Consider the following 17155-nt stretch of genomic DNA (forward strand, 5'->3'; position numbering starts at 1 on the left):
TCTTATGCCTGTTTATGCAAAAAATTCCTTTGCTGCCTTAACAAAATACTCTGTGTCCCTCACCCCTGCTGTCTCATACGGAGAATGCATGGAAAGCTGTGGCAGGCCGATATCCACCGTATTCATCGGGACCTGCGTGTTGGAGATATTTCCAAGCGTGGAACCGCCCGGAATGTCAGAACGGTTGACAAATGTCTGCCACGGAACACCTGCCCTGTCGCAGAGATCTTTGAACACAGCCGCTGACACTGCATCTGTGCAGTATTTCTGGTTTGCATTGTATTTGATCACGATTCCTTTATTCAGAAGCGGATGGTTGACCGGGTCTGCCTTATCTGTATAATTTGGGTGGAGCGCATGGGCATTGTCTGCGGAGATCATGAAGCTGTCCGCAAGTGTCATCAGATATTCCTCGTAGGTTCTTCCAAGTCCACTGTTGATGCGGAGAAGCGTATCTTTGAGGAAGGTGGATGCCGCTCCCTGCTTCGTGCCGCTTCCGACTTCTTCATTGTCAAGGACACAGTGCACCGCAATGCAGTCCTGCTTCTGTGCGCCCAGAAAGCCCTTCAGAGAGGCAAAAGCGCACTGCAGGTCGTCCAGTCTGGCGCTGGATGCGAATTCGTTCTCTGCGCCCCATATGGAGCCTTCCATGCGGTTGTAAAGAAAAAGATCATGGCTCAGGATATCTTTTTCTTCTACATCAAGCTGTGTGCTCAGAAGTTTCTGCAGTGACACATCAGAACCTCCCATGCTGAACAACGGCAGCATATCCTTCTGCGGATTATAGGAAACGCCGCTGTTTGCCTCCCGGTTCATATGGATCGCGAGGTTCGGGATCATCACGAGGTTCCTGTCGAAATCGATCAGTTTTTCTTCTAACTTTCCATCTTTTCGCACGATCACTCTTCCGGCAATGGACAGCGGACGGTCAAACCACGGTGCCATCAGCATCCCGCCGTACTTTTCGACATTCAGTTTCACGTAAGTCTTCTCTACAACGATCTCCGGGTTTTCTTTGATCTTAAAAGACGGTGAATCGCTGTGGCTGGCGATGATATGAAACTTCCAGGATTCCTTCTCCGGTATGGTAAAAGCGATCAGCGCAGAATGGTTCCGCGTCACCACATATTTCCCTCCCGGTGTAAGCTTCCAGTGTTCCTTCTCCGAAAGCACCTGGAATCCATCTTCCGTCAGTCTCGCCTGCATTTCTTCTACAGCGTGGAATGCCGTAGGGCTTTTTTTGATAAAAGCAAGCAGTTCTTTTGTTGTTTCATAGTACATAATCAGCCACTCCTCATCTGTCGTTTATTCTGCACTTGATTATACGTTATTATCTTCTTTCTGGCAATGCCAATCTCACCAGGGGGGTATCACGCAAAAAACAGGGTGCCATTTCGACACCCTGCTGCCAGTTTTCCTAAATAAATTTTTATAAAGCTGTGATCCTGCGGATCGCTTCTAAGGTATTTTCGTAGGTTCCGAATGCGGTCAGACGGAAGAAGCCTTCTCCGTGTGCTCCGAATCCTGATCCCGGAGTTCCGACAACGTGTGCTGTCTTCAGAAGATAATCAAAGAAATCCCAGGAGCTCATGTTGTTCGGTGTTTTGAGCCAGATGTATGGAGCGTTCACACCGCCGGATACGGAATAGCCCGCTTCTTTCAGACCGTTGTAGATCGTATGAGCATTTCTCATATAGTAGGCAACCTGCTCTTTTAACTGTGCTTTTCCTTCCGGGGAATAGACAGCTTCGCCGGCGCGCTGTACGATATATGGGGCACCATTGAATTTGGTCCCATGACGTCTTGCCCAGAGATCATGAAGTGCAACACCTTCGCGGACAAGGTCTTTCGGAACAACAGTGAATCCAAGACGAACGCCGGTAAATCCCGCATTCTTGGAAAAGCTTCTCAGCTCGATCGCACAGGTACGTGCACCTTCACACTCATAAATGCTGTGCGGCACATCTTCCTCTGTGATATATGCCTCGTAAGCGGCATCATAGATGATCACTGCACCGTTCTTGTTTGCATAGTCTACCCACTCCTGAAGTTTGTCCTTTGTGATCGCTGCACCACTCGGGTTGTTCGGGAAGCAGAGATAGATCAGATCCGGTGTTTCTACCGGAAGTTCCGGCAGGAATCCGTTGGATTCCAGACACGGCATGTAGATCACGCCGTCAAAGTTTTCGTTTTTCTTATTGTATTCGCCGGTACGTCCTGCCATTACGTTTGTGTCTACATAAACAGGGTAAACCGGGTCGCAGACTGCCACTTTGTTGTCTGTGCCAAAGATCTCCTGGATGTTTCCGGAATCACTCTTTGCTCCGTCAGAAACAAAGATCTCATCTGCACTGATCTGGCATCCGCGTGCCTCGTAATCATTTTTTGCGATCGCGCTTCTTAAGAATTCGTATCCGAGATCCGGTGCATAGCCGTGGAAAGTCTCGGCATTTGCCATCTCATCGACAGATTTGTGAAGTGCATCAATGATCGCCGGTACAAGCGGCTGTGTGACATCACCGATTCCAAGACGTACGATCTCTACATCCGGATTTGCAGTCTGATATGCGGCTACTTTTTTTGCAATTGTGGAAAAAAGATAGCTTCCCGGCAGTTTCAGATAATTTTTATTTACTGTTACCATAATATATTCTCCTCATCTCTATGTTTGCGCTTCTCTTCTGAAGCATTATTGATTTTTTCTTTTCTCCACTTCTTTTACAAGTGCTTCACGGACTGCGTCCGGGCTTGCCTTGCCTTTGAGTTCTCTCATCATCTTACCGACAAAGAATCCGAATACTTTTTCTTTACCGCCAAGAAGTTCTGCGAGCGGTCCAGGGTTCTCATCCATGATCTTCTGTAAGATGTCGTTGAGAAGTCCTGTGTCTTCTACGATCTTGAGGCCGTGTTCTTCGATATAGGATACTGGTTCGATATCCTCATCAAAGACTTTTTCGAAGACTTTCTTTGCATTCTGTGCGCTGACTTCTTTTTTCTCTACCATCTGGATCAGGTCGGCGAGGTGTTTCGGTGTAAAAGAAACTTTTTCCACATCAAGGCCCTTGTCCTTGGTCAGACGGAGTACTTCACCCATGAACCAGTTGGCTGCTTTCTTCGGGCTGCCGCAGAGGTTTGCAACTTCCTCAAAAAGCTCAGAAAGGTGTCTGGACTCGGTAAGGATTCCTGCATCGTATGCCGGAAGCTCAAATTCTTCCTGATAACGAAGCTGTTTTTCCTCGCGGAGTTCCGGCTGGGAAGTGCGGATCTCATCGATCCATGCATCGGAAATATGGATCGGCGGAAGATCCGGGTCCGGGAAGTAACGGTAATCTTTGGCATCCTCTTTGGAACGCATGGCATGGGAAGATTCTTTGTTGTCATCCCAGCGGCGGGTTTCCTGGACAACGACTCTGCCTTCTTCGATCAGCTCGATCTGACGCTCTCTCTCGCCCTCGATGGCTCTTGCGATCGCCTTGAAGGAGTTCAGGTTCTTCATCTCGGTTCTTGTTCCGAATGTCTCACTGCCGACTTCACGGACAGACAGGTTGACATCGGCACGCATGGAACCTTCCTGTAATTTACAGTCAGATACACCGAGATACTGCATCATGCAGCGAAGTTTCTCGAGGTATGCGATAACTTCCTCAGAACTTCTCATATCCGGCTCGGATACAATCTCGATCAGCGGCACGCCGCTTCGGTTATAGTCAACCAGAGAGCAGTCTTCCCATTCATCATGGATCAGCTTTCCGGCATCTTCTTCCATATGCATTTCGTGGATACGGATCTTTTTCTTTCCGGCGGAAGTTTCGATCTCTACCCAGCCATCGTGGCAGATCGGCAGGTAAAGCTGTGAGATCTGGTAGTTCTGCGGGTTATCCGGGTAGAAATAGTTCTTTCTGTCGAATTTGCAGTACTGGTTGATCTGGCAGTTTGCCGCGATACCGGCTTTGAGTGCAAATTCTACGACCTGACGATTCAGTACCGGCAGGGAACCCGGCATACCGGTGCAGACCGGGCAGGTATGTGTATTCGGTGCTCCACCAAACTCTGTAGAGCATCCACAGAAGATCTTTGTTTTTGTTGCAAGTTCTACATGGACTTCAAGACCAATGACGGTTTCATACTGTTTCATGCCTCTTTGCCTCCTTTCAGAGGAGTCGGGAATGCCCCTCTTTCTGCTTCATAAGCAGCCGCTGCACGGAGGATCTTGTGTTCTCCGAAGCAGTTTCCGATCATCTGGATACCGATCGGCATGCCTGCCTTGTCCTGTCCGCACGGAACGGTGATCCCAGGCAGACCGCAGAGGTTGACGGCAACGGTATAGATATCGCCAAGATACATGGCAAGCGGGTCCTTGAGACTTTCTCCGATCTTTGGTGCTGTGTACGGAGCAGCCGGTGCAAGGATCACATCATATTTATCAAAAGCACGATCAAATTCCTGTTTGATCAGGGCTTTGGTACGAAGTGCTTTCAGGTAATAAGCATCGTAATAACCGGAACTTAAAACGAAGGAACCAAGCATGATACGGCGTTTGACTTCCTCGCCGAATCCTTCTGTTCTGGTCTTTTTGTACATATCGTGGAGTCCCTCGTACTCTGCTGCACGATAGCCATATTTTACACCATCGAAACGTTCCAGGTTGGAGCTTGCCTCCGCGCTGGCAATGATATAATAGGCAGGGATCATATATTCCATTGTCTCTACGGAGAAAAATTCTACGATCGCACCCTGTGAGGTGAGGACTTTGAGCGTCTCCATAAAAGCATCTTTGACTTCCGGATCAAGACCTTTGGCGAGGAATTCTTTCGGCACGCCGAACTTCATTCCGAGAAGTTTCTTCTCCTCAATGCTCTTTGAGAAATCAAGGTCTTTGCGGTCGAGGGAAGTGCTGTCTTTCGGGTCATGTCCTGCGATCACTTCAAGAAGTGCGGCACAGTCTGCCACGTCTTTTCCGACCGGTCCGATCTGGTCAAGAGAGGAAGCATAAGCTACCAGTCCATAACGGGATACGGTTCCGTAAGTTGGTTTGATCCCGGTCACGCCGCAAAAAGAACTTGGCTGACGGATAGAGCCGCCGGTGTCAGAACCTAAAGCCATAAAGGCTTCTCCTGCTGCAACTGCCGCACAGGAACCGCCGGAAGAACCTCCCGGAACGTGTTCCAGATCCCACGGGTTCCTTGTCACACCGTAAGCAGAAGTTTCTGTGGTACTTCCCATGGCAAACTCATCCATGTTTGTCTTTCCGATCACGATCATTCCGGCTTTTTCCAGACGGTCGATGACTTCTGCGTTATACTGTGGTACGAAGTTCTCTAATATTTTTGATGCACAGGTTGTTTTTTTGCCTTTGATACAAATGTTGTCTTTGACTGCGATCGGCACTCCGGCGAGCGGTCCGGTGTAGGTGCCGTCCATGATTCCTTTTTCGACTTCTTTTGCTCTTGCAAGAGCGTCTTTCTTATAAAGGTCAAGATATGCGTGTACTTTACCCTCTTTTTTCTCTATCTGATCAAAAACCTCTTTGACACCGTCCGCTACTTTGACCTGACGCTGTCTGATCTTTTTTGACAGCTCCAGGGCTGTCATTGTCTGCAGTTCCATCCTCATTCTCCTATCCTATGGTCTTCGGTACCTGATACTGTCCTTCTTTTTCCTTTGGTGCGTTTGCAAGCATTGCTTCTTTGTTGTCTCCGTTTGTCACAACGTCATCACGGAATACATTTTCATCACCAAAGATATGGGACAGAGGCTCCACGCCATCTGTATCCAGTTCGTCCAGTTTTTCTACATAATCCAGCATTTTCTGCATGTCCTGCTTTGCTTTTGCCTTGGCTTCCTCACCTAAGGAAAGTTTTGCGAGGATACATACGTTTTCGATTGTTTCGTCATCTATGATCTTTGCCATCTGACTTTTCCTCCTTCTCTTACGGCTCCAGTCTGTTCAGGTCTCTCGGGAACAGACACGCTTCACGGACGTTTTCTTCTCCAAGAAGCTGCATGGTCAGACGTTCCAGACCAATACCAAGTCCTCCATGTGGCGGCATGCCATGTTTGAAGGTATCCAGATACTGCTCCATTCCTTCTTCTTCCATGCCTCTTGCTGCGATCTTGGCTTTGAGCTGATCGTAGTCATGGATTCTCTGTCCGCCGGTCGTTACTTCCAGTCCGTGGAAAAGAAGGTCAAAACTTAAGGTAAACTTCTCATCACTCGGATCATCCATTGCGTAGAACGGACGTTTCTTGGACGGATAATGAGTTACAAATACAAAGTCCGCATCGTATTCTTCTTTGAAGTATCTTCCGATCAGGGCTTCTTCTTCTGGCTCCAGATCGTATGGGTTGCGGATCTTACGGTTATATTTCTCGGAAACCAGTTCTTTGGCTTTGTCAAAACGAACGGCCGGGATCTTGTCGACTTTTGGAAGCTGTACTTTAAGGATCTGAAGTTCCTTTGCGTAGTCTTTCTGAAGAAGTGCTACTGCATACTGAAGAAATCCTGTTTCCATTGCCATGATCTCTTCAAAGCTGTCGATGTATCCCATCTCAAAGTCAAGACTGGTATATTCGTTTAAGTGACGTTTGGTATTGTGTTTCTCTGCACGGAATACCGGTCCTGTCTCAAATACTCTGTCAAACACACCGACCATCATCTGTTTGTAGAACTGCGGGCTCTGTGCGAGGACCGCCGGTTTGTGGAAGTAGCTGAATTTGAAAAGGTTTGCTCCACCCTCGGCTCCTCTTGCCCCGATCTTCGGTGTGTGGATCTCTGTGAAACCGTTCTCATAGAGGTAATCACGGAAAGCACGTGTCAACGCTTCCTGGATCTTGAATTTGGAACGTTCCTGGATGTTACGGAGTGCGATCGGACGTAAATTCAGTTTTGCCTCCAGAGATGTGTTTAATTTCCATTTGTCGATCGCCAGCGGCATCGGCTCTGCCGGCTGTGACAGGATCTCAATTTCTCTGATGCGGATCTCTCTTCCATGAGGCGCACGTTCTTCTGCATTCAGGATCCCTTTCACGCGAAGTGTCATTGCCTCTTTGAGATCATGAATGGAAAGATTTGCCTTTTCATTTTCAAAAACAGTCTGAAAAAGTCCCTCTCTTCTTCTGAGGATCACGAACGCAACATCGCCCATATTTCGGATGCTGTGAACGGCTCCTTCCAGAACAACTTCCTGATCCAGAAGTTCCTCTCCTAACAGTGCTTCCCACGAAGTAACTTCTTTTTTCCATGTACCATCCAAAAACTCCATTTCCTCATCCTCCATATTATAAGTCTCTTAAAAGTTTCTATTATTATTCATCATATAAAAGCATCAAAAGCATCTGTGCTGTTTCTACCATGTTCGTTCCGGAATCCATGCTGGATTTCTGGATATAACGGTAGGCTTCATCTTCACTTAAATGATTTCGCTGCATCAGCATCATTTTTGCATTGGATATATAGTTCTGTTCTTTCCAGGATCGTGCCTTTGGTTTCTTTTTTTCTTTTCTTTTTCTTCGCTCCTGCTGCGTCAGGATCATATTTACTGTGTTGACAAGGTCGCTTGCTTTGACCGGCATCTGTACCGACAGGATCGATGTCGGCACTTCACAGATCACTCTTGCAGACGCAAGAAGCAGCATTTCAAAATCTCTTGGCATACACTCTGAAAGATCAAGATAATTCATATCCGGAAGCCGATGACTGCAGATCAGTACGCCGCTTCCAAGTTCGGAAGCACTTGACAGAGCATTTGATGCGGTTGTACATACAGATGCAACGGTAAATCCGTGCCGCGCCAGAACCGCACGGATTTTTTTTGCATCTTCGATTTTGGGTAATGCGATCACAATGCTGCTCATACAAGTGTTCTCCTATTTTTTGTCTTATGCTTACAGGCGATACAGGTATTCTTCTACTTCCCAGTCAGTTACCTGTCTGGTATAACGCAGCCACTCATCTTTCTTCTGTGCAAGATAAGTCCTGCAGAATTCTTCGCCCAGTATTCCCCGGATCCAGGTGCTGTTTTCAAAAAGCTCGATCGCATCTTTGAGTGTTTCCGGAAGATGCTCTGTCTCCTGATCCTGTGTTGCGATATTTGACGATTTTGTAGGAGAAATTTTGTTTCGGATCCCATCCAGTCCGGCTGCAAGACATACTGCAAACACCAGGTACGGATTGGAAGATGCATCCGGACTTCTCAGTTCCACTCTTGTTCCCTCTCCTCTTGTCACAGGGATGCGGACAAGTGAATTCTGATTATTCTCTGTCCAGGTAAGTTCTGTCGGTGCATCATATCCAGGAACAAGACGCTTGTAGGAATTCACGAGAGGATTAGTGATCAGTGCCATCTCCTTGCTGTGTGCAAGAAGTCCTCCGATAAAATAACGGGCCTCTTCACTTAATTCTCCCGGATGATCTGCGTCTTCAAACAGATTTCTTCCATTTTTGAATACAGAAAACTGGATGTGCATTCCGGAACCATTTACCTCTGCTCTTGGCTTCGGCATAAAAGTTGCATGAAGGCCATGACGCTTTGCAACAATACGGACTGCCATCTTGAATGTCATGATGCAGTCTGCGATATCACGGATCTCACCATAGCTGAAATCAATCTCATGCTGTGCCGGAGCTGCTTCATGATGGGAGGATTCTACTTCCATTCCCATATCCTCGAGAGTCAGCACCATGTCACGTCTTGCATTCTCGCCAAGATCCAGCGGACTCATATCCAGGTATCCTGCTTTTTCGTGTGTTACGGTTGTCGGATTGCCATTATCGTCTGTGTGGAAAAGAAAAAACTCACACTCCGGATCGATGTAGCAGGTATATCCTTCCTGCTCCGCCTCTTCGGCTACTCTCTCAAGAATATATCTCGGGCTGTTTTTGTATGGTGTACCATCCGGCCAGTAGAGATTGCAGATCATTCTCGCAACTTTTCCCTGCTGCGGACGCCACGGCAGGATAGCAAACGTATCCAGCACCGGACGAAGATAAAGATCAGATCCCTTTTCAGGATCCATCCCTGCGATCTGTTCGCCGTTGATCATACACTGATTCGCTAACGCACGGGGAAGTTCCCGGGTCGTAACAGCGATATTCTTGATCGCACCGAACATATCAGTAAACTGAAGGCGGATGAATTCTACGTCTTCCTCCTCAACCATCTGTAATATTTCTTCTCTGGTATAATTCCCCATGCCATTCTCTCCTTATCTATTGAAAATAAAAACAAAAAAGGCGTACTTTCGGAAGGTTTACCCTCCAAAAGAACGCCTTTGTTCATGCAGGTATTATAGCAACCGGCATGGTCTTTGTCAACGTCTTTTTTCAGAGATTTGTATAACCCATCAGGGATTCATCTACGGCTTTGGCGGCTTCGCGGCCCTCGCGGATCGCCCATACGACCAGAGACTGTCCTCTGTGCATGTCGCCAGCTGTGAAGACTCTCGGTACAGAAGTTGCGTAGGCATCCGGTTTTGTCTCAACGTTTGTTCTTCCATTGATCGCTACGTGAAATGCATCGGTTACGTATTTCTGGCTTCCGAGGAATCCTGCTGCGATCAGGACCAGATCTGCAGGGATCACTTTCTCACTTCCCTCAACCGGAACCATCATCATCCTTCCGGTCTTTTCGTCTTTTTGTGCTTTGAGGTCTACGATCTTTGCCTTGCACACATTGCCTTTTTTGTCAGCGATAAATTCGGTGACGGTTGTCTGATAGATCCGTGGATCATGTCCGAAGACTGCGATCGCTTCTTCCTGGCCGTAGTCTGTCTTGAGGACTCTCGGCCACTGCGGCCACGGGTTGTTTGCAGCACGCTCAACCGGCGGTTTCGGCATCATCTCAAGCTGTGTCACAGATTTTGCACCAAGACGGACGGAAGTTCCTACGCAGTCATTTCCTGTATCACCACCACCGATGACAAGGACATGTTTGCCTTTTGCCAGTTCATATGGAACTTTTTCGAAGTTGCTGTCGAGAAGTGTCTTTGTGACCATTCCGAGGAAGTCTACTGCGAAATAAATCCCTTTTGCCTCTCTTCCAGGCACTTTTATGTCACGCGGGTTGGAAGCTCCGCAGGCAAGCACGACTCTGTCATACTGTTTCAGCAGGTCTTCTGCCTTGATGTCCTTGCCCACGTTTGTATTGAGGACAAATTTTACTCCTTCTTCTTCCATGAGACGGATTCTTCTGTCTATTACAGATTTCTCCAGTTTCATGTTCGGGATACCGTAGCGGAGAAGTCCGCCCGGGCGGTCGCTTCTTTCATAAACTGTAACACTGTGGCCTCGTCTATTGAGCTGCTGTGCTGCTGCAAGTCCGGATGGACCGCTTCCGATCACGGCGATGGTCTTGCCGGTGCGGACATTCGGTTTCTGCGGCTGGACCCAGCCTTCTTTGTAAGCGGTCTCAATGATTGCTCTTTCGTTTTCCTTTGTGGAAACCGGCTCTCCGTTTAAGTTACAGGTGCAGGCTGCCTCGCAGAGTGCAGGACACACTCTGGAAGTAAACTCCGGAAAACTGTGTGTCTTGGAAAGTCTCAAATATGCCTGTTTCCAGTTTCCTGTATATACCAGATCGTTTGTCTCAGGAACAAGGTTGTGCAGAGGACAGCCGGATGCCATTCCTCCGAGCATCATTCCTGACTGGCAGAAAGGAACGCCGCATGCCATGCAGCGTGCCCCCTGAAGTTTCTGTTTTTCTTTGCTGAGTGGAGTCCGGAACTCATTGAAATTGGCAATCCGGACCTTTGGCGGCAGTACTTTGGCTGTCTCTCTGTTATATTCTAAAAATCCTGTTGGCTTTCCCATGTTTCCTCATCCTCCTTAATGCTTTGCTCCGATGCTTTCGTAAAATGCTTCCATCTGTGCCTGCTCACTTGTCAGTCCTTTTTCTTCCAGTTTGGCGCTGAGTGTAAGCATCTTTTTATATTCGTTCGGAATCAGTTTCTTAAAGTGCGGCAGGTAAGCATCAAAGTCAGCAAGCACTTTTGCACCCAGTTTGGAGCCTGTTGCCGCAACATGGGCTTCGATCAGATCACGAAGTTCTTTCTTATCATATTTGTTCTCTACTTTTTCGATAGAGATCATTGCCTTGTTGATGTTTTTGTAAAGTTTGTTCTCAACATCAAGTACGTAAGCGATACCGCCGCTCATACCTGCTGCGAAGTTCTTTCCGGTGCGTCCGAGGACTACGACACGACCGCCTGTCATATACTCGCATCCGTGCTCGCCGACACCCTCTACAACTGCGTAAGCACCTGAGTTACGGACTGCAAAACGTTCTCCGGCAACACCGTTGATAAATGCATATCCACTGGTAGCACCGTAGAGTGCAACGTTACCGATGATGATGTTTTCTTCCGGTTTGTAAGCTGCTTTTTCCGGAACTTTGACGATCAGTTTACCACCGGAAAGTCCCTTTCCGAAGTAGTCGTTGCTATCACCGGTAAGGTTCAGTGTAAGACCCTTAGGGATAAAAGCACCGAAACTCTGTCCGCCGGCTCCGTGACAGTTGATCACGATCGTGTCTTCCGGAAGTCCCTTTCCGGTCTGTCTGGTGATCTCTGCACCGAGGATCGTACCAAAGGTACGGTCTGTGTTTGTTACGTCTACATCGAGTTCGATATGTTCACCTTTGGCGATCGCTTTGCCGCATTTCTTGAGAAGGACTTTTTCATCCAGAGTTTTTTCCAGTTCGAAGTTGTAAACTGCCTTTGGATCGAAGGTCACTTTCTGTCCGTTTCCGGCATATGGGTTATCGAGGATCGCGCTTAAGTCAACTTTGCCTTTGTGCGGCTCTGCCTGGGAAGCTTCCACAGACTGTCTTAAGAGGTCTGTACGTCCTACCATCTCATCGACAGTGTGAACACCAAGGCGTGCCATATATTCTCTCAGCTCCTGAGCGATAAATCTCATGAAGTTTTCTACGTATTCCGGTTTTCCACGGAAACGTTTACGAAGTTCCGGGTTCTGTGTTGCTACACCGACCGGGCAGGTATCCAGGTTGCAGACACGCATCATGACGCATCCCATGGTTACAAGCGGAGCTGTCGCAAAACCAAATTCCTCTGCACCGAGAAGTGCTGCAATGGCAACGTCACGGCCGCTCATCAGTTTACCGTCTGTCTCGATGCGGACACGGTTACGGAGTCCGTTCATGATCAGAGTCTGGTGTGTCTCGGCAAGACCAAGTTCCCACGGAAGTCCTGCATTGTGGATGGAACTTCTCGGTGCTGCACCGGTACCTCCATCGTATCCTGAGATCAGGACTGTCTGTGCTCCGGCTTTGGCAACACCGGCTGCGACTGTACCTACACCGGCCTCAGAAACAAGTTTTACAGAGATATCTGCATAAACGTTTGAGTTCTTAAGGTCATAGATCAGCTGTGCCAGGTCCTCGATAGAGTAGATATCGTGATGCGGCGGCGGGGAGATCAGACTTACGCCAGGTGTTGAATGACGGGTCTTTGCAATCCACGGATAAACTTTCTTTGCCGGAAGATGTCCGCCTTCACCTGGTTTTGCACCCTGTGCCATTTTGATCTGGATCTCTCTTGCGGATACCAGATAGCTGCTGGTAACACCGAAACGTCCGCTGGCAACCTGTTTGATCGCAGAACAGCGGTCATTTTCACTTCCTGCGGAAGCGATACGCTCATCACTCTCTCCACCTTCACCTGTGTTGGATTTTCCATGGAGATGGTTCATAGCGATCGCAAGTGTCTCATGTGCTTCCTGGGAAATAGATCCGTAGGACATCGCACCTGTCTTGAAACGTTTTACGATCTCGTCTACACTCTCTACTTCGTCGATCGGGATCGCTTTTTCCGGATAGTTGAATTCCAGAAGTCCACGAAGGGCTCCATGGCTCTCCTGATCCACTACTTTTGTATATTCTTTGAACAGTGCATAGCTTCCTGTTCTTGTAGATTCCTGAAGGAGATGGATCGTCTGCGGATTGTAGCGGTGTTCCTCTCCCTGGCTTCTCATCTTGTGTGCACCGACACTGTCAAGTGTGAGATCTGTATTCAGTCCCAGCGGATCAAAGGCTTCAGAGTGAAGTCTGTCTACGTTCTCCTCGATATCTTCCAGTGTGATTCCGCCTACACGGCTTACAGTTCCTGTAAAGTATTTATCGATAACATCCTTAGAGATACCGATTGCCTCAAAGATCTGAGATCCCTGATAAGACTGGATCGTGGAAATACCCATCTTGGATGCGATCTTGACAATGCCACTTAAGACTGCGTGGTTATAATCCTCAACTGCTGCATAATAATCTTTATCCAGCATATGGGTATCGATCAGCTCGCGGATCGTTTCCAGTGCGAGATATGGGTTGACTGCACTTGCACCATAACCGAGAAGAGTTGCGAAATGATGGACTTCTCTCGGCTCGCCGGATTCTACGATCAGACCCAGGGAAGTACTCTTCTTGGTTTTTACGAGATGCTGATGTACTGCGGATACCGCCAGAAGAGACGGGATCGGCATATGGTTTTCATCTACTCCACGGTCAGAAAGTACGAGGATGTTTGCGCCGTCACGGAATGCCTTGTCAACCTCCACGAAGAGACGGTCGATCGCTCTCTCCAGTTTCGTACTCTTATAATAGAGAGTAGATACAACAGCAACTTTGAATCCATCTGCCTTCATGTTTTTGATCTTGAGCATGTCTGTATTTGTGAGGATTGGATGAAGGATCTTGAGTACATGGCAGTTTTCCGGCTGCTGTACCAGAAGGTTTCCGTCCTTACCTACATAAACGCTTGTGGAGGTAACGATCTCTTCACGGATCGCATCGATCGGCGGGTTTGTTACCTGTGCAAAAAGCTGTTTGAAATAGTCGAATAAAGGTCTGTGCTCATTGGAGAGGACAGCAAGCGGGGTATCTACACCCATGGCTCCGATACTCTCTGCTCCGTTTAATGCCATGTTGCGGATAGAGGTACGGTACTGTTCGTAAGTATATCCGAACGCTTTCTGAAGGCGTGCACGGTGTTCCGGTGTGTACTCTTCCATACGGATATTCGGGATCTTGATGTCTTTAAGCTGTACGAGATTACTGTTCAGCCATTCGCCGTACGGCTGCATTTTTGCGTATTTTTCTTTCAGTTCATCATCGTCGAGGACTTTTCCCTGAACAGTATCTACCAGGAGCATTTTGCCCGGATGGAGACGTTCTTTGAGAACAATCTTCTCTTCCGGAACCGGCATGACACCGACCTCAGAAGAAAGGATCATATAGCCGTCGGAAGTAATATAATATCTGGACGGACGAAGACCGTTACGGTCAAGGACGGCACCCATCACATCACCATCGGAGAACAGGATGGAAGCCGGTCCATCCCATGGCTCCATCATGGTTGCATAATACTGATAGAAATCTCTCTTCTCCTGGGAGATCGTGTCGTTGTATGCCCATGGCTCCGGGATCGTGATCATGACTGCAAGCGGAAGTTCCATACCACTCATTACAAGGAATTCCAGTGTATTGTCAAGCATTGCGGAGTCGGAACCGTTGCGGTTTACGACCGGAAGGACTTTGTGAAGCTGGCCTTTGAGGTATGGAGATTCCATATTTTCTTCTCTGGCGAGCATCTTGTCGGCATTTCCACGGATGGTGTTGATCTCTCCGTTGTGTACGATGAAACGGTTCGGATGTGCTCTCTCCCAGCTTGGGTTTGTGTTGGTACTGAATCTGGAATGTACCATTGCGATCGCGGATTCATACTCCGGATTCTGCAGGTCTGCAAAGAAAGTACGAAGCTGTCCGACCAGGAACATCCCTTTGTAAACGATCGTTCTGCTGCTCATAGAAACAACATAAGTGTTGTCATTACTCTGTTCAAACTCACGACGTGCGATGTAGAGCATACGATCGAATGGGAGACCCTTTTCGACATCCTGTGGTTTTTTGATGAATGCCTGCATGATGCATGGCATGCACTCTCTTGCCTTGTGTCCGAGGACCTCCGGGATCACAGGAACGTTTCTCCATCCGAGAAGCTCCAGTCCTTCTTTTTCCACGATGATCTCGAACATTTTTTTTGCCTGGGCGCGTTTGATCTCGTGCTGCGGGAAGAAGAACTGTGCGATACCATATTCTCTTTCCTCACCGATATCAAAGCCCTCTTTCTTACAGGCTTTTTTGAAAAATTTATGGGAGATCTGCAGAAGGATACCAACACCGTCACCGGTTTTTCCCTCTGCATCCTTACCTGCACGATGCTCCAGATGTTCTACGATCCTGAGAGCATTCGCAACAGTTTCATGTGTTTTCTTTCCTTTGATGTTGACAACTGCGCCGATACCACAGTTGTCATGCTCAAATTCCTGGCGATACAGGCCCTGTTCTTCTCTCGTTACTTCCTGCATAATCTTCGTCCTCTCTATCAAAAAAAATTATATTATTCTTTATTTTGCTGTTTCCTGCTTTCTTTCTCCTTTGCGTATGCGTCTGCTGCTTTTACAAAGCCGCGGAATAAAGGATGTGCATGGTTCGGTCTGGATTTGAATTCCGGATGTCCCTGGGTTCCCTCGTAGAACGGATGATCCTTGATCTCGATCATCTCTACGATATGTCCGTCAGGGGAAGTTCCGGCGATCGTCATGCCTTTCGCAGCAAGCTCTTCACGGAATGCGTTGTTGACTTCATAACGATGTCTGTGACGTTCCTGGATCTCTTTCTTTCCAAAAAGTTCCAGTGCTTTGGAGTTATCTGCAAGTACACATGGATAGCTTCCAAGTCTTAAAGTTCCTCCAAGGTCTTCTACACTCTCCTGATCCGGCATCAGTGCGATCACCGGATGTTTGGTAGCTGGGTTCAGCTCGATGCTGTTTGCATCTTCATATCCTAATACGTGGCGGGCGAATTCTACGATCGCCATCTGCATTCCAAGGCAGATCCCAAGGTACGGGATCTTGTGGACACGGGCATACTGTGCTGCCAGGATCATTCCCTCTGTACCTCTGTTTCCAAATCCTCCCGGAACAAGGATACCGTCTACATTATGAAGTGTCTGGTCGAGATTCTTCTCATTTAATTCTTCAGAATCCACCCAGGTCAGTTCTACTTTGGCTCTGCAGGAAATCCCGCCGTGTTTCAGAGCTTCCACAACACTTAAGTAGGCATCATGGAGCTGTGTATATTTTCCTACCATTGCAATGTTTACTGTGCTCTCCGGATTTCTCAGATCGTTGACCATCTCTGTCCACTCGGTAAGATCCGGTTTGCGGTTCTCAAGTCTCAAGGATTCCAGAACTACATCGGCAAGTTTTTCTCTTTCCATTGCAAGAGGAGCTTCATATAAATATTCTACATCAAGGTTCTGTAATACATGGCTGACCGGTACGTTACAAAACAGTGCGATCTTGCCTTTGATCTCATCTGTCAGCGGATGTTCGCTTCTGCATACCAGAACGTCCGGCTGGATTCCCATTCCCTGAAGTTCCTTGACACTTGCCTGGGTCGGTTTGGTCTTCATTTCCTCAGAAGCTTTGAGGTATGGGATCAGGGTTACATGAATGAGGATTGCATTGTCATGTCCCACATCATGCTGGAACTGACGGATGGATTCCAGGAACGGCTGGCTCTCGATGTCACCAACGGTTCCTCCGACCTCGATGATCGCGATTCTCTCTTCTTCCGATGATTTGGCGCGGTAAAAACGGCTCTTGATCTCATTTGTAATATGAGGAATGACCTGTACTGTCCCTCCTCCAAAATCTCCGTGACGCTCTTTCTGCAGGACTGACCAGTAGATCTTACCGGTTGTCACGTTGGAATTTTTATCAAGGCTTTCATCGATAAATCTCTCATAATGACCAAGATCCAGGTCTGTCTCTGTACCGTCATCAGTAACAAAGACCTCTCCATGCTGGATCGGGTTCATGGTTCCCGGATCGATATTGATATAAGGATCAAATTTCTGCATGGTCACCTGATAGCCTCTTGCCTTGAGAAGCCTTCCCAGGGACGCTGCCGTGATCCCTTTACCCAGTCCGGATACAACACCGCCTGTAACAAAAACATATTTAACTGACATTGTGATTTCCTCCTCCATCTGTGTTACACATATTTGTCTGATAAAAGAAAAAGCGCCAGAAGCGGATGAAGGGGCTGGTTTACCCTTATCTGCCTCTGACGCCTTTGTC

11 protein-coding genes are annotated in these 17155 nt (G+C 47.9%); all 11 read right to left on the minus strand.

The window, feature by feature from the left end; genetic code table 11:
- Positions 1–12: 12 nt before the first annotated feature.
- On the minus strand, positions 13–1281 hold the full coding sequence (locus DXC01_RS03490; RefSeq protein ID WP_118698267.1) for a M18 family aminopeptidase: 1269 nt from the start codon (positions 1279–1281) through the stop codon (positions 13–15).
- A 148-nt stretch (positions 1282–1429) separates the two neighbouring features.
- A complete protein-coding gene (locus DXC01_RS03495) occupies positions 1430–2644 on the minus strand; it encodes an LL-diaminopimelate aminotransferase (protein ID WP_118698268.1) in 1215 nt (404 codons plus the stop codon).
- 45 nt (positions 2645–2689) lie between these two features.
- Positions 2690–4135 carry an Asp-tRNA(Asn)/Glu-tRNA(Gln) amidotransferase subunit GatB gene (gatB, locus tag DXC01_RS03500; RefSeq protein ID WP_118698269.1) on the minus strand — a complete coding sequence of 482 codons (1446 nt, stop codon included), beginning with the start codon at positions 4133–4135 and terminating at the stop codon, positions 2690–2692.
- Complete coding sequence (gatA, locus tag DXC01_RS03505; RefSeq protein WP_022214756.1) at positions 4132–5607, minus strand: Asp-tRNA(Asn)/Glu-tRNA(Gln) amidotransferase subunit GatA; 1476 nt, start codon at positions 5605–5607, stop codon at positions 4132–4134. The genes gatB and gatA overlap by 4 nt, the downstream gene beginning before the upstream one ends.
- A gap of 10 nt (positions 5608–5617) precedes the next feature.
- Positions 5618–5911 (minus strand): Asp-tRNA(Asn)/Glu-tRNA(Gln) amidotransferase subunit GatC, encoded by a 294-nt coding sequence (gene gatC / locus DXC01_RS03510; RefSeq protein ID WP_022214755.1) that lies wholly within the window; start codon positions 5909–5911, stop codon positions 5618–5620.
- A gap of 19 nt (positions 5912–5930) precedes the next feature.
- Positions 5931–7262 (minus strand): aspartate--tRNA(Asn) ligase, encoded by a 1332-nt coding sequence (aspS, locus tag DXC01_RS03515; protein ID WP_022214754.1) that lies wholly within the window; start codon positions 7260–7262, stop codon positions 5931–5933.
- 43 nt (positions 7263–7305) lie between these two features.
- The gene (locus DXC01_RS03520; protein ID WP_022214753.1) at positions 7306–7854 is read right to left on the minus strand and encodes an ANTAR domain-containing response regulator; all 549 of its coding nucleotides are present in this window, start codon (positions 7852–7854) and stop codon (positions 7306–7308) included.
- Positions 7855–7884: 30 nt separating this feature from the next.
- Positions 7885–9192, minus strand: coding sequence for a type I glutamate--ammonia ligase (glnA, locus tag DXC01_RS03525; protein ID WP_118252291.1), 1308 nt, complete (start codon positions 9190–9192; stop codon positions 7885–7887).
- A gap of 130 nt (positions 9193–9322) precedes the next feature.
- Positions 9323–10807, minus strand: coding sequence for a glutamate synthase subunit beta (locus DXC01_RS03530; RefSeq protein ID WP_022214751.1), 1485 nt, complete (start codon positions 10805–10807; stop codon positions 9323–9325).
- Positions 10808–10822: 15 nt separating this feature from the next.
- Positions 10823–15376: a glutamate synthase large subunit gene (gltB, locus tag DXC01_RS03535; RefSeq protein ID WP_118698270.1), complete on the minus strand. Its 4554-nt coding sequence runs from the start codon at positions 15374–15376 to the stop codon at positions 10823–10825.
- Between the two features lie 32 nt (positions 15377–15408).
- Entirely contained in the window at positions 15409–17046 is a 1638-nt protein-coding gene (locus tag DXC01_RS03540; RefSeq protein WP_118698271.1) for a CTP synthase, read from the minus strand.
- Positions 17047–17155 lie beyond the last annotated feature (109 nt).

Source organism: Blautia sp. OM07-19, from assembly GCF_003481595.1.
GTDB lineage: Bacteria > Bacillota > Clostridia > Lachnospirales > Lachnospiraceae > Blautia_A > Blautia_A intestinihominis.

Bases quoted from the DNA above. Each gene is read 5' to 3' on its own strand.
- DXC01_RS03490 (WP_118698267.1), bottom strand. From the start codon at position 1,281: ATGTACTATGAAACAACAAAAGAACTGCTTGCTTTTATCAAAAAAAGC.
- DXC01_RS03495 (WP_118698268.1), bottom strand. From the start codon at position 2,644: ATGGTAACAGTAAATAAAAATTATCTGAAACTGCCGGGAAGCTATCTT.
- gatB (WP_118698269.1), bottom strand. From the start codon at position 4,135: ATGAAACAGTATGAAACCGTCATTGGTCTTGAAGTCCATGTAGAACTT.
- gatA (WP_022214756.1), bottom strand. From the start codon at position 5,607: ATGGAACTGCAGACAATGACAGCCCTGGAGCTGTCAAAAAAGATCAGA.
- gatC (WP_022214755.1), bottom strand. From the start codon at position 5,911: ATGGCAAAGATCATAGATGACGAAACAATCGAAAACGTATGTATCCTC.
- aspS (WP_022214754.1), bottom strand. From the start codon at position 7,262: ATGGAGTTTTTGGATGGTACATGGAAAAAAGAAGTTACTTCGTGGGAA.
- DXC01_RS03520 (WP_022214753.1), bottom strand. From the start codon at position 7,854: ATGAGCAGCATTGTGATCGCATTACCCAAAATCGAAGATGCAAAAAAA.
- glnA (WP_118252291.1), bottom strand. From the start codon at position 9,192: ATGGGGAATTATACCAGAGAAGAAATATTACAGATGGTTGAGGAGGAA.
- DXC01_RS03530 (WP_022214751.1), bottom strand. From the start codon at position 10,807: ATGGGAAAGCCAACAGGATTTTTAGAATATAACAGAGAGACAGCCAAA.
- gltB (WP_118698270.1), bottom strand. From the start codon at position 15,376: ATGCAGGAAGTAACGAGAGAAGAACAGGGCCTGTATCGCCAGGAATTT.
- DXC01_RS03540 (WP_118698271.1), bottom strand. From the start codon at position 17,046: ATGTCAGTTAAATATGTTTTTGTTACAGGCGGTGTTGTATCCGGACTG.